This is a genomic window from Caballeronia sp. LZ028 (assembly GCF_031451415.1).
GTDB classification, from domain to species: Bacteria; Pseudomonadota; Gammaproteobacteria; order Burkholderiales; family Burkholderiaceae; genus Caballeronia; species Caballeronia zhejiangensis.
Window position 1 is genome coordinate 1 of record NZ_JARUXN010000022.1, and the last position, 13,175, is coordinate 13,175.

9 protein-coding genes and 3 pseudogenes are annotated in these 13,175 nt (G+C 56.9%); 10 read left to right on the plus strand and 2 right to left on the minus strand.

The window, feature by feature from the left end; all coding sequences use genetic code 11:
- Window positions 1–322 precede the first annotated feature (322 nt).
- Window positions 323–1,081, minus strand: a complete 759-nt coding sequence (locus tag QCE58_RS33560; protein ID WP_250521406.1) for a hypothetical protein — start codon at window positions 1,079–1,081, stop codon at window positions 323–325.
- Between the two features lie 617 nt (window positions 1,082–1,698).
- Between QCE58_RS33560 and QCE58_RS33565 the strand changes: the two genes are divergently transcribed.
- The 8 genes from QCE58_RS33565 (at window position 1,699) to QCE58_RS33600 (ending at window position 12,371) form a co-directional block, all read left to right on the plus strand.
- Complete coding sequence (locus QCE58_RS33565) at window positions 1,699–2,442, plus strand: DUF4998 domain-containing protein (protein WP_250521407.1); 744 nt, start codon at window positions 1,699–1,701, stop codon at window positions 2,440–2,442.
- Window positions 2,443–2,564: 122 nt separating this feature from the next.
- On the plus strand, window positions 2,565–3,851 hold the full coding sequence (locus QCE58_RS33570) for a caspase family protein (protein WP_250521408.1): 1,287 nt from the start codon (window positions 2,565–2,567) through the stop codon (window positions 3,849–3,851).
- A 32-nt stretch (window positions 3,852–3,883) separates the two neighbouring features.
- On the plus strand, window positions 3,884–4,837 hold the full coding sequence (locus QCE58_RS33575; RefSeq protein ID WP_250521409.1) for a DUF4384 domain-containing protein: 954 nt from the start codon (window positions 3,884–3,886) through the stop codon (window positions 4,835–4,837).
- Between the two features lie 42 nt (window positions 4,838–4,879).
- Window positions 4,880–7,897 carry a tubulin-like doman-containing protein gene (locus QCE58_RS33580; RefSeq protein WP_250521410.1) on the plus strand — a complete coding sequence of 1,006 codons (3,018 nt, stop codon included), beginning with the start codon at window positions 4,880–4,882 and terminating at the stop codon, window positions 7,895–7,897.
- A gap of 35 nt (window positions 7,898–7,932) precedes the next feature.
- Window positions 7,933–8,706: a TPR end-of-group domain-containing protein gene (locus QCE58_RS33585; RefSeq protein WP_250521411.1), complete on the plus strand. Its 774-nt coding sequence runs from the start codon at window positions 7,933–7,935 to the stop codon at window positions 8,704–8,706.
- A complete protein-coding gene (locus QCE58_RS33590) occupies window positions 8,703–9,389 on the plus strand; it encodes a TPR end-of-group domain-containing protein (RefSeq protein ID WP_250521412.1) in 687 nt (228 codons plus the stop codon). The genes QCE58_RS33585 and QCE58_RS33590 overlap by 4 nt, the downstream gene beginning before the upstream one ends.
- A 43-nt stretch (window positions 9,390–9,432) precedes the next feature.
- Window positions 9,433–9,732, plus strand: coding sequence for a TM2 domain-containing protein (locus QCE58_RS33595; protein ID WP_309781206.1), 300 nt, complete (start codon window positions 9,433–9,435; stop codon window positions 9,730–9,732).
- 983 nt (window positions 9,733–10,715) lie between these two features.
- Complete coding sequence (locus QCE58_RS33600) at window positions 10,716–12,371, plus strand: SAP domain-containing protein (protein WP_250521413.1); 1,656 nt, start codon at window positions 10,716–10,718, stop codon at window positions 12,369–12,371.
- Window positions 12,372–12,497: 126 nt separating this feature from the next.
- Here the strand turns inward: QCE58_RS33600 and QCE58_RS33605 are convergent.
- Window positions 12,498–12,698 (minus strand): annotated as a pseudogene (locus QCE58_RS33605) (transposase domain-containing protein); the annotation flags it as partial.
- 19 nt (window positions 12,699–12,717) lie between these two features.
- Here QCE58_RS33605 and QCE58_RS33610 point away from each other — a divergent pair.
- A pseudogene (locus QCE58_RS33610) lies at window positions 12,718–13,008 on the plus strand (ATP-binding protein); the annotation flags it as partial.
- Between the two features lie 76 nt (window positions 13,009–13,084).
- A pseudogene (locus QCE58_RS33615) lies at window positions 13,085–13,175 on the plus strand (transposase); the annotation flags it as partial.

Genomic DNA, 13,175 nt, shown 5'->3' on the forward strand with positions numbered 1-13,175 from the left:
GATCTGCCTCTTCATCGTGAGTCTGTTCCGTGAGCTGCCTTCTATAACGTCCTCAGCTATGCAAACGATGACCACCGAGCTTAATAAATCAGCGTTTCCTTAGTCACACGCGGACGTACTGTTTCAAAACTTATCGAAAAACCTCAATAAACAATCGCGGCCACTTGTGCTGCTTGTAACTAGCCTTACTGATACGCGTCGCCGTAAATAAAAACTTCGACGAAACAGTAGCGCTCTCGACGCGAATCAGTCGCGCCGAGAGTGTCGTCATAATGGACTTGATGCTGTGGTATCTAGTCGATAGTGGCTGGCGATATTGGACTTACTTCGTGCCAAGGAAAATGATGCCGGCTTTGGACGGCGTTTGCACGAAGGCATGAATCTGATTTCCACTCATTACACCAACGCCGGTTGCCGTAGTGTTGGGATAAGCGCATCCAGAGCCCGATCCAAAATTCAAGCTGATGTCGTACACGTTGCCCGTGGCGTGAGGCTTAATCGAACCAGTGAATGAGCAACTCGTTCCATTTCCCGTGATGCTCCCGTTCGAGTCGGCGGTCAGGGTCACCGAGTCGGTGCCGACGCGGGTGCCAATGTTCGTGGCGCTTGTGCCTCTGAACGTGGCCGTGACCGTGGCCTGCGAAGGCACAGTGTCGTAGGTGGAATCGTAGTTGCCGCTGAAGTCCGACTTAGCGCCGTTGCCGTATGTGACGGAAGCTTTGAGCGACTGCTTCGCCGAGTAGGTGCCGGACAGCGTAACATTGTTGACGCCTTGGCCCTCAAGGTTGTAGTCCGTGCCCGCGCCGTTGCTCAGACTACCGGAGCTTGAAGTTACGGTGCCTGCTACGACGCCCGAGATCAGCGTGGGCGAGCCGACAGCCGAGTACTGCGTGTAGAACCGGCCATCATCAAGAATCAATACAGTTGCCTGCCGACCGTTGACCGTGCCAGCGTACTGGCCCGCTGCAGACGGGGTGGGGGTCGCAGGTGCGGACGCATTGTTATTGTCGCCACCGCCGCCCCCGCAAGCCGACAACGCAACGCAACAACCCAATACGGCTACTACCATCTTTCTTTTCATTGTTCTCTCTCTATTCTTGTATTAGCTTCAACTGGCCGATGTGCAGTGTAACGGAATGTAACAGACATTGAAAAGAGGGTTCCGAGAAAATTCGATGCATGTGGGATTGCCGCGACACGGGCCAGCAAGAGAGCATGTCTTCACCCGCAAGGCCGTACGGCGTTCACGCAACGGATCGAATGTTTCCGCTCTAACGGGCTGCCTTAAAAATCAGACACTTATCAAACATATAAGAAAAGGATGTCAACCAACATCCAATGCTTGTGCTTCCTCTTCGTTGTTTCCCGCAGCGCCATCGCTTAAAAAATTCTCAATGACTAGCCGGCTTTCACTCCGAAGAAGGTTGGAAGGTGGTATGCGCTCTAGGCGCGGCCTCTGAGAACTTCTAACCTTTCGATTTCATTTCTGATAAGGGTGACCTTCGCTTGAATGCTTTGAAACGATGTTGCGTCACAGCCTTCTCCTTCTTTGGGATGAAGTGCTAAAGTAATTGTTCATCGCGTCGATACCCAGAAAGGCAGCACAATCTTAGGACGCGAAGACCTGAAAGCATTAGAACGCGAGGCTCTTCAGTCGAAGCGTCAGAATGACCAACAACGAAGTTGAGAGACCAATCAATGATCAATAAGAAAATGCGCGCGCGGGGCTGCATAGCGGTTGCAGTGGGAATGCTGTTCATGAGTACGGGGGCATTCGCGCAAGAGTCGGCTTATGACGACCTCAACTCTTGCGTGAAGAAGGAGCAAGTTCTTACCACAGCAAAGGGCGCAGGGCTCGGTGCACTCGCGGGGCTGAGTGCAATGCTTGTGGCGCATAAGAAAGAAGATGCCGGCAAGGCTGCCTTGATCGGCGCAGTTGCGGGTGGGGTGGCTGGCTTCGCGACCGCCTACTACACTGCCGTTGACACTTGCTACAAGAAGAATCCCTCTTGGATTCCCGAGTCGAAGCTCCAGCGCACGAAAGACTTCGACAAGGTCAAGAAGGAAATCCGGTATACGCCGAAGCAGGGCCCTCTGACGAAGGTCCGCTCGATCGATGTGCCTGGTGCCATCACGGCAGGTAGCCAGCCTGAAGTGACGAGCAACTTCATCGTTATGACCCCTCGAGGCGATGACGCTCCGATCACCATTGAGCGAAAGCTCTTCGTTGTCGACGGTGACAAGCCAACCGAGGTTCCATTCCAAACACAGAACGGCGCAACTCAGCAGCTCACCGTCGAGCCGGGCGAGCAGCAGGACACGGTCCACGTTCCGATTCCGCCGGACGCAAAGCCGGGCAGCAAATTCATTTACCAAGTGAGCGTGGCTTTGGAAGGTGGTAAGGCGGATGTCCAGCAGAAAGAGCTGACCGTTACTCAGTAAGGCCTAAGGCTGGCCGGCGGTCACGCCGGTCGCTGCTTCTATCAATCCGCATCGAGGATCGGAAGGCGCTCACGCGTCTTCTGCACGCTATGAAACGGCTCATCGCACGCTTTGCGTGCCTCATGGCCCCGTTGCTGCTTGCCGCATGTGCTGCCAGCAGCTTACCGGGCTACCAAAACGCGTACCGCACCTACAACGTTCCCGAGACGCTCGTTCAGCAGATCAAGGGCAAATTCGCGAGTCACGGTCTCACGCAAGCGTCCGTAGGACGCGACAACACGGGACGCATCCAGCTGATTGGCACGTACCAAGACGAAGATCAGGTAGACACCGCGTTCTTGATAGTGCAGTCAGTTGTCGGCATCAAATCGACGTCGCCCTTTTATCCGGAGCATGTTCTGAAGAAGCGATGGGAGGCGGAGGCGGGCAAGGCGATGACAGCGTTCAAACGTGCGCAGGCGGAAAAAGCAGCAATGCCGGTGAAGCTTGCGCTTGTCGTGGGCATCAATCGCTTTGCTGACCACCATCATCTGAAAGATATCCAGGGTGAAGATGATGCGGTAGTGGTCAAGGATTATCTACAGCGCGCAGGGTATCGTGTGACGGCGTTGCTTGGTGAGCAGGCGACAAAAGCAAACGTCGAGGCAGCCATTGCCAAGCTCGACAGTCAGATTCGTCCTAACGACGATGTTTTCATATACGTCTCCAGTCACGGCAACATGCCTGTTCCGGCGCCGGGTGACAAACGAAAGATGTCGATTCTCACCTACGACTCGGGTGATGCCTGGACAGCTCAGTCGGAAGATGCCACGGAAGTGATGCTTCACTACCAGCAGCATTCGGTGCCTGATACGTTAATCCAAAAGCTCGCCCAGAAGCCAAGTCGCACAATGCGCGTGTTGATTGATACGTGCTACAGCGGTGACATGCTCGACGACATCCAAGACGACAAGGTTGCATATGTTCGTCGCGTCAACGGCAATCGCAGCGAAGTGGAAGGCATCTCCCTCGCCTCATGGAGTGGACCTACGTACACATCGAAGGCAATCCAATTTTCCGATGACGGTGCACCCGGTGCACGCGGGACGCAACAATCGCGCACCGTGATCGACCGCAGTCGTGCTGGCTACAACATCATCACGGCGACGAGTCCGAATGAGAGATCGCTCGGTCCTCCCGGCGGAAAATTCGAGAACCCGGTCGCACGCGACCAGCTCCTAAAGGGCTCTTACTTCACGCAGGCTTTGTTCGCCTACCTGGAGCAGAACCGTGGACAGCTCGCGCCGGCGTTCCGTGACGCGAAGCGCTTCACGTCCGATATCGCGCCGAAGATCTCGCAGGGAAAGGAGACTCAGAATCCGCGTGAGTGGTCGACCATCCCTGAAGCACGCAACGATCTACTGCAGTAGCCAGCTTTCCATTAAGTTCCCGGAGAACCATCATGCGTCACGTATTTGCCGCGCTCGCGCTAGCCACGATCGCAAGTCACGCCATGGCCGAAGACGGCTACACGGCCAAGTCGCTCTTCTTTGGTGAGGATGACAGCCTTCGCACGGTTGCCACGTCTGCGGCGCCGGCGGTCACCGAAGGTACGGCCATTGCAGCTCAAACCGCGTCCGGTGCTGCGGTCACCCTGGCCGACAATAAGGCCAACAGCGCGACGAAGCCTCGTGTCCTCAGAGTTTCACATAAGAAGGCGGAGAACGTCGGCGCGAGCTACTTCATTCGCCTTAAGGATGCAGATGGATCGACACGTGACGTGTTGGCTCGCCGTGTGTTTAAGAGCGGCGAGCACTTTCAGCTCGGCGTGAAGGTCAACCGCCCGTCCTATGTCTATATCCTCAACGAATCTCCGGACGGCTCGCTCACTCAAATTTACCCGCAACCCTCGCAGGACAATTTCGTCGATGCAATGGGCGTCGTCTTCCTCCCGGCGCGCGGCTCGTTCGTCTTCGACAACAAGCCGGGGATGGAGAAGCTGATGGTCTATCTCTCGTCGGAACCGCTAAAGACCGATGTGCGAAAGCGCGTCACTGGCTACACGCCTGACTTTGTTTCAAGTCCAATCAACACGGCGGCAGCGTGCACACCCAGAGTCTCGGTGACGACAGCTGACATGCCCGCCCCAGGCTCCGGGTCGGACGCGGCGCCGCAGCTTGCCAGTGCCGATACCGGTGCGGATTACGGAACCAAGGGAATCGCATTCGCTGCAGATGACAAGTCGTCTTGCGCGACAACCGTCGCGGCCGCAGAGCCGGAATATGCAACGAAGGGCATCGTCTTCAGCGAGGATTCCGCCCCGACGGCGGGTGGTCAGGTTGCGTCCTACGTGGTCAAGCCTACGACGGCTTCGGATGCCAACCTATATCTGAAAATCAATCTCGCGCACCAGTAAGCGGTCGACGCCGGCACATTGAGACAACGAACGAGCAAAAATATGGACCACAACCACCTCATCATCGGCCTTGGCGGCTCGGGCGGAAAGATCATCCGCAATCTGCGCAAGACGGTTGAGCGTAACCGCGACGTTCAAGGCACCTCGCCCTCCGAGGCACGCTTCGAATATCTCTACGTTGATACATCGACCGACGAACTCGACAAGCGCGACGAATGGCGAGTTCTCGGCAAGGACATCGAGTTGGCGCGTAGCCAGTTTGTGATAAATACGGCGAGCAATGTGCGTCCGGTCCTCGAGGACCCTGCGTCGTTCCCGGGTCTAAGTGATTGGATCGAGCCTCGCAGCATTTTCGACTTCGTGAAGCCGGGTATTGCGGGCGCAGCGCAGCGCCGCAAGCTCGGCCGGCTCGTGTTCGCGCAGAATGCATCGCAGTTTGTAAAGGCGGTCGAAGATCGCATGCGGGTACTGGAAGAGGGGCCGGGCCGAAAGGGCGTCACCATTCATATCGTCTGCGGTCTCGCCGGCGGTACTGGAAGCGGGTCTATCGTAGACGCGGTAGCCTTGATTCGTAACAAGTATCCCGAAGCGGACCTGCATCGCGTCCTGATTTATGCGCTGCTGCCGGAGAAGGATTCGAAGCGCGTGCGCAACGTTGCCGGATTCTCGAACTACTACGCGAACGGCTACGCCGCCCTTGCAGAGCTCAACGCGATGGCAGTCGGGCAGTATCACCCGCGAAGTGTGCTTGATGGTTCGACGATGGACCACGATACATATTTCAATGGTTGCTACCTCGTCAACAATGTCAACGAACACCATCTCCAGTTTGATGTCGATGGGGAGATGCCGCGTATCGTGGCGGAGTTCATCTATCAGAAGACTCTGAACAAGCAGTGGGAAGGACTCGGTCGCGCGGAAAAGGGCGAGAACGACATCAAGAATTTCGAATCGGAAGACGAGATCGGCAAGGCGCGTGCCAAACTGTTCTTGTCCTTCGGCGTCGAGCGTATTGTCGTTCCGGAACAGGAAATCAAGGAATATCTTGCCTATGGCTTCGCAGAGCAGGCGACACGCCAACTGATGTTCAACAACTTCCGTCAGGGTGAAGGCTACGCCGACGAAGCGGTTCAGAAGGATTGGGGCTCGGAGGCCCGCAAACCTGACGTCATCCAAAAGCTTCTTCTGAGCGACTCTCACCTCATGCTCGAAACGGGCATTCTGGAGGACGACGCGAAGAACGCGATGTGGAAGCCCGCTCGCGAGTACTGGAAGCAGATTGTGAGTCGTATCGCGCCTGAGATTCGCGTCGACCAGACGCTCGAGCAGACCACGTGGGTCCACGCACTTTCGTCCAAACTGAGCAAGGTTTTCGACGAGACTTACCGCACGATGGGCGGCGTTCGCAAATTCTACGAAATCAAGTCGAATGCTCGTCTCGAGATGGCTCGCCACGTGAGTCGTGAAATCGAGAAGCAACTGTTTTCGGACTGGAAGATTGGTACGCACTCGCTGATGCAGTTGCGTCAGTTTGTTGACGCACTCATTGGCATGCTCGGCGAGCGTCTCGAGCTTTTCAATCAGGAACTCGCGAAGGGGCCTGCGAACGAACAAGCTATCGTGGCGCGCATCGACGAGTTGAACACGCAGTTCAACAAGGTCGGCTTCCTCGGTAAGCATTTGACAGACAAGCGAGGCGGCTTGTTCACGGAGATGGCCACGCACTATCAAGACCTGTTTGCGTTGCGCACCCTAATCGAAGGGCAACGCTTTGCGACCGGCTTGATTCCGTTCATCAAGGATGAACTAGTCTCGCTTCGTGGCTTGATCGACGAACTGCACCAAAATCTTGCGGCGGCTACCGAGCAGGTTCATGACGAGCGAGCAGCACGTCTTGAAGGCGCCGACGCGGTGTATCAGCAGCGCATCTTCGACCGCAACGCAATCGACAGTGTGATGAAAGCACTGGTCGTCGACGAGCAAGCTCAGATCACGCGGACACAGAAGGTCCGCCAGTCAATCATCGACCTGGCCGGTACCGAGGTTGACTCGTTCGACAAGCTGGTACGTGGGGTGTCGTTGGGCGCAATCATTTCGACGCTCTCCCAGGCGTCGGCGCTGATTGTCGAACTCGCGCACACGGAAATCGCGAAGACACTTCAACCAGTTCTCCATGTGAACATCGTCGAGCGCCTCCAGAAGCAGTACGACGCCAATCCCAGCGGATTGAAGAGCTTTGTGTCAGGTCTGTACGAGAAGTCCGGGACCATGCTCCAGTACAACAAGACGGAGGTTGACCGCGCGGTAGCAAACAATCAAGGTGGCTCCGTAGGCACAGCGAAGACCGTTGCAGTGTTTCTGCCCGAATGCGAGAGCCAAAAGGGGTTCCACGCCACGCTCACGCGTATGTTCGAAGAGCAGAAGGACCCTGCTTCGGACACGGTTGTCGCGGCCGGCAAGCTGTCGAACGAAATTGTGATCATGAAGATTGCGTCGTTGATGCCCGTCCGGTTCGTCGAGTCCCTGCCGGTTCTGAAGCGTCACTACGACGGCTTGCTCAGCGACTTCAATGAATCGCATCTTCTGCACAGCGTTGGTGATGGCAAGCGGCTGCCGCCCCTTTTCGCTCGTACCGCGTCGGAGATGGCCTCGCAAGCTAAGCGCAAACCCTATCGGCTGGTTGCGCACCTTCTTAACATGATTCGCTCGCGTGAAAACCGTACGACGGGCGAGACCGAATGGATCTTCGTGTACGAGGACGATGGTCTGCCAACTGACCGTGTACTTAATGGTCGCAGCTGGGCCGCAGTGTTCGAAGGAGATCAGAAGGACGATCTGCAAAAGCTTGTCGAGTCAGAGGTTTCGCGTCATATCGCGAGCGCGTTGCAACATCGAGACGACAAGAGCGAGTTGCTCAAGCGCTTCGATGCGTTTGCTCGCAAAACCCTCGACGAATCCGGTGGCTACACCGACGATCCGGGCTACAAGGCGGTCGTCGCATTGAAGCCGCAGATTCGCGACATCATTGGCTTGCCCAGCGCGACGGCACAGGCTGCCTGAAGGCCAACAATAAACGAACATAAGCGAACTACATCATGGCAACGTACAAATGCCCAGCCTTGGGTGAATGCGAGCTCGGGATGACCGGGGAGTTGATCGAGCGCGCGCCGGGAGAGGATCTGCGGTGTCCGAAGTGCGCCACGCTGCTGGAGTTGCAGGTGCAGAAGGGGACTGGTGGCAAGAAGTTGAAGCCGCAAGTCATTGCCGCAGTTGTCGGCGCGGCGGTTCTCGTCATCGGTGGCGGAAGTTTCGCCTACATGCACTCGCATAAACCGACCGAGTCCGCTGAACAAGCGAGCGCGACCTCGGCAAGTTCGGTGGCGGTAAGCGAAGCGGCGCCCGCTGCAAGCACGCCGGCGCCGGCGCCGACAGTGGCAAATGCTGGTGCGGCGTCGAGCGTCGGCATCGCACCCACCGCCGAGGATATCGCGAAGGATCGCCAGGCTGGTGACAAGCAACTGACTGGCGGAGACGCGGCGGGAGCCGAAACTGCTAGCAATCGCGCCGCAGCGAAGGAGATGATCAAGGTCGCGATTGCCGATATGGCACAGGGCAAGCTTGATGATGCTGAGAAAGAACTGACCGACGCCCAGGTGCGCGACCCCAAGCAGTCGCTCGTCTATTACAACCTAGGCGTACTTCGTCTCAAGCAGTCGCGAACCGACGACGCACTCAAGGCGTTCGAAGCAAGCTTTCTCAACGGCTTCGGGTATTTCGACGCAATGGCAAAGGATCCGGACCTCGACGCGATTCGCCATGACCCGCGTTTCGAAGCGCTCTTGAAGAAGTATCGTCCGGAGTCGGCATGAGACTCAGGCAGCTCGTGCTTCCTGTCGCGTGTGCGCTTGCGTTGGTGAGCGCTTGCTCGCGGCAAGATAGGACATCGGTGATCGGACATTGGCAGGCGGAGCGGACGACGTTTTTCAGCGCGCAGCTACCCGTCGGACCAGACATCGTCATCGGCAATGATGCGATCTCCGTTCCCGGCACGGATGCTCGCATTCCGTTGAGCGGGATCACGCAGAAGGGCGACGAAGCTGTCCTCGAGATGCCCTTGGGCGTCGGCTTGTCGTTCTTCTTCGATGGACCGGATCGCATGCACCTCTCGTTGCCCGTCGTTGGGAAGGTGTACTACCGTCGCGTGCACGATGCGGTTGCAGCTGCACCGGTTCTGAAGCAGGAAGCACCGGTGCGGACGGGGAGTACTCTTGCGGCCTCGTCTGTCGTGGCAGCTCCCGCTACGCATCCCACTGTGACCGCGCAAGCCGTAGCGACACCCGTCGCGGCCATCCCTCAACCGTCGTCGTCAACTCGTGAGTTCGATCGCGCATCGCTGGCTGCGCAACAGGGCGACCAGGAAGCCGCTATCGATCACTTGAGCGAGGCCCTTCGGCAGGGATTTCGGGGCTTCGACAAGCTCGATTCTGCACAGGAGTTCGCCTCACTGCGCTCGGACGTTCGGTATCAAGCGTTGCTTGCGCGCTACCGCTAACGCGGCAGATGTAGATTCGACACTATCCAAACGAAAAAGGGGAATGGCTATGAGCGATGTTTCGCGTCAGATGATGATGTACGATGCGCAGAAGAAGAGCGTTGGAGTTGCATTCATCCTCTGGTTCTTTCTTGGCTACCTTGGCGCGCATCGCTTCTATGCAGGCAGGACATTCACCGCGATAGCGCAACTCGCGCTCACGGTGCTCGGTGGCGTGCTTGCAGTGGTGGGCGTCGGATTCGTTTTTCTCGGGATCGTAGGACTCTGGCTGATCGTCGATATTTTTCTGCTCCCGGGCATTATCAAGGCCTACAACGTGTCGTTGGTTGGGAAGCTTGGTTGAGATGGGCAAATACGGCGCGCCCCTTCTTCTGGGAGGCGCGGGCCGGATTCTTATCACGCGTCATGCCGAGCGCTCTCCGACTTATGCTGCATTCGGCACGGCCCGCGAAGCACGGGTCGAATATTCGATAATCCGTGCACGACGGTCATCGTCAGTCTGATTGTCAAAGACGCGTTCTATCTCCTCGAACATATTGATGTGACGCCAGGCGAGTCTTCGGGCGGAAGCGCGCATCTTAATTGAGATAGGCGGGAGCGCCGCGTTCGGGCTACATGCCGTAGGACTCGGACGGGAGCGCTTCTTCGACTTTGCCTCGGCGAAGCGGACGCGGCGGCTGGCGTCCAAGGCGGCACCGATGTCCATGCGGGGTTGCCGGCGAGGTCGAATCGTAGGGGCACCCTCGGAGTGGTCACGTTATCGATACGGTACAAATTTTGGTTTCGCGTGGTTCAGGTCTGACGGGAGAGAGCAGACCGCTCACGAATACTGGTCGCAGTACGGCATGTCAATCATCTCAGCAACTGCTCGTTCTCGACACAAGAGGGCTCGGATGGGGCCGGTAGCCCAGCCTAGCGCTCCCGGGATAGCGGAAGAGCGAGTGGTGGTAGGCGCGGGCGCGGATTCACGTGTCGGCGACGGCCCGTCAAGTCTTGCGTGGTCAGGGTACGTTACGACAGCGGCAGGCCTGCATCAGGGGATCAATACATCATTCGTCGCTTTTTCTGAGAAAAGTGCGCCAGCGCTCCTCCCTTGCTGAAATCGCTTTGACGATGAAGGCTGAGCGGTAATATGTCGGCAGTAAGAAAATTCGAAATGTAGCGGGCAGGTTATACGTTTGTCTTCCTAGCATCCTTGTCGGCGCGGTCGCGGCGGTCACGAAGCTCTTTGCATAAGGTAAGCGATCAGTCCGTCTAGCGCGACTAGTCACGACGTCTTCGGCGCGGCGAGCCATAGTTTGAATCGGGATCCAATCCAGCCTCAGTATGCACTACAACGCCTCCTTCCTCGAAACCTCGCTGAACTTTTCCCTGTTCGATCAACGGCAGTCTCCTGTCAACGAGCTTTTTGTTGAAGGCAAACTTGATAGCGGATATCAACTGGAACTGAGAGGGTCACGCCGCGCGTACGCATTAGCGGTGGCGGGAGGAACGGAAGCGCTGGCGTTGCTGCTCGCGCGGGGAGAGTGGACGTGTCCTCAACTAGACGCGCTCATCGCCGAGCAGGGGGCGGTTTTTCAGCCGCAGATGACCAAGAAGCTTCAGTCGAAGCGATTCCGCGCATGCCAGACGGAAAGCCAACTACGCAAAGCTCAGGAAGAGTTCGAAAGTGAAGTTTGGCACACTATGCGCAACGCACTTCCGCCGCAGATTCTGGCTGAGCGGCCCGTGCATCCGACCTGGATGTCGCAGGTATTCGTCGAAGCACCGACCGCTTTTATCATTGCAAAAATCGAGCGTCTTGCAAAGTACGGTGCTCAATTTTTAGGCAACCCTCCAACCCGCACGAACTTCGCAGAGCCGCAGCAGCGAGACGACTGGCGCAGCGCATACGATTGGCTTTGGGCTATGGGCTGGGTTAAACGGGGTTTTGAGTTAGATACTCAGGTTTTCCTGCGCACCTTGACGGTAGAAGTATTAAAAGATCAGTGTAATCAGTGCGGTTGGAAAACATCCGGAACAAAGGAAGAATTGGTTCAACGGGTGTTCGATCGGCTTGGTGACGAGGGCGTACGAGCATCCCGTGTATTTTCGCAATTTTGGCCACGCATTTATCAGCTTGAGCCCACCATTGTTCCCGAGCCGAACCAGCTATATGCTGCGTGGCGCTGGTACACCACATACGCTACCTTTTTCGTCGAGCTGCTTGCTAGAAAGCGGGATGAGCTGGAAAGCTCAGCGATTCGAGCTTTTGGTTTCTTAAAACTAAATTCGGAACAGTGCAACGACCTTTGCAGCCGACCGACGATTACGGGAGACTATGATCCGAAACTGCATCGCGTCCCACCTTATGGCTTACTCTGCCGTTGTCATGTGGAGAAAGATTACGATCGACTCCATGCGGCTTTGAAAGCGGAAGAGCAGCGGCGCCGCATGAAATTTGGAGTACGCGAACAGATCAGCATTTTCAAGACAGATGTCGAAAATCTCCAAAACGACCTTGTCGACGCCTTTGTTCGAATCGATGACGCTACGAGGGTTGACTGCTTGCTCGTCGACGCGAACGAAGTCGACGAAGATGCAACGCCTGATTCTTTCCATTACGCAATCTCGATGGGGCGTAAGGGTCCTGGTGAAATTGAACTCGAAGTGTATTGTGCGGATGGTGCGAGTGAAGGCGAGGATGGAGTGCCAAGAGAGCTTAGAGATGCCGGCTGGGTCCGCACAAACGAAGAACAGGATGGCGAGGGAAGTCTCTCTTGGCGAATGCTCCTAACCCCCGGAATTCCACTACGAGAAGCTACGGCCAACGCAGTGGCGCTTGCCGTTGATCAATTGCGCACTGTCGTAGCAGCACCAATACATACCTTTGACCGTGCGGCCGGTGCGTCAGCGACACAGCTTGATCGCATTTGGATCTCGGTTGAAGTGAACTACTTCCCGAAGGCCGGTCGGTATGCTGAACGGAACGATGGGCGTTGACCGGCACATTGAGAGAGCAAAGGCCCCGTTAGGACATTTCTAGGCCATTCGACTGTATGCGATCCACGACCGACGCCCCTCAGAGGGGGATGTGCGGCGTGCAGCATATGTAAACGCGGCGTTGGGTTAGCGAAGGCCCGCAGGGATTTTCCAGGGAAGCAGCGCGTCGTAGTCGTCGACGGTCTTTGCCAGAGGTAGCCGCTGGAACAGCCAGGTGAGGTAACGATATGGGTCGATGCTGTTGGCCTTGCAAGTTTCGACCAATGCGTAGAGATTGGCGCTTGCGTTCGCACCGTCGACGGTGTCCGAGAACAGCCACCCGCGGCGCTTATAGAAGCATTTCTATAACGCCTGCTATGAGCGGTGCGCGATTATCTTGACTTCCAATCGCAGCTTCGGTGAGTGGGGCGAGGTATTCGGCGACAGTGTCGTTGCAGCAGCCCTGCTCGACAGGTTGCTGCATCACGCGATCGTGGTGCAGATTGAGGGCTCTTCTTACCGTCTGCGCGAGCATGCCGATTTACTCCCCGACCATCTACGCAACCGTCCATCATCTCTACACCCGGCATCTGCCGAAACGCCGCGCCGGCGCCCAGGACGCCCCCGGAGGAGCTCACCCGATCCCGAAAACGGCTGATCACCACGCAGATACAGGGTGGGGAATTTTACTCCGACAGTTTTGGGGAAACTAAGTCCGACGTTGACACCGCGAGAAGGGCCGCACCCGCTACAAGGCCATGACGCTCGACACTGGGGAGTTTATGCGCCGCTTCCTGCTCCACGTGCTGCCAGTCGGGTTCCATC

What these genes read in the sequence shown, in the direction of transcription:
- QCE58_RS33560 (WP_250521406.1), bottom strand. Translation starts at nt 1,081, where the DNA reads ATGAAAAGAAAGATGGTAGTAGCCGTATTGGGTTGTTGCGTTGCGTTG.
- QCE58_RS33565 (WP_250521407.1), top strand. Translation starts at nt 1,699, where the DNA reads ATGATCAATAAGAAAATGCGCGCGCGGGGCTGCATAGCGGTTGCAGTG.
- QCE58_RS33570 (WP_250521408.1), top strand. Translation starts at nt 2,565, where the DNA reads ATGGCCCCGTTGCTGCTTGCCGCATGTGCTGCCAGCAGCTTACCGGGC.
- QCE58_RS33575 (WP_250521409.1), top strand. Translation starts at nt 3,884, where the DNA reads ATGCGTCACGTATTTGCCGCGCTCGCGCTAGCCACGATCGCAAGTCAC.
- QCE58_RS33580 (WP_250521410.1), top strand. Translation starts at nt 4,880, where the DNA reads ATGGACCACAACCACCTCATCATCGGCCTTGGCGGCTCGGGCGGAAAG.
- QCE58_RS33585 (WP_250521411.1), top strand. Translation starts at nt 7,933, where the DNA reads ATGGCAACGTACAAATGCCCAGCCTTGGGTGAATGCGAGCTCGGGATG.
- QCE58_RS33590 (WP_250521412.1), top strand. Translation starts at nt 8,703, where the DNA reads ATGAGACTCAGGCAGCTCGTGCTTCCTGTCGCGTGTGCGCTTGCGTTG.
- QCE58_RS33595 (WP_309781206.1), top strand. Translation starts at nt 9,433, where the DNA reads ATGGCTATGAGCGATGTTTCGCGTCAGATGATGATGTACGATGCGCAG.
- QCE58_RS33600 (WP_250521413.1), top strand. Translation starts at nt 10,716, where the DNA reads ATGCACTACAACGCCTCCTTCCTCGAAACCTCGCTGAACTTTTCCCTG.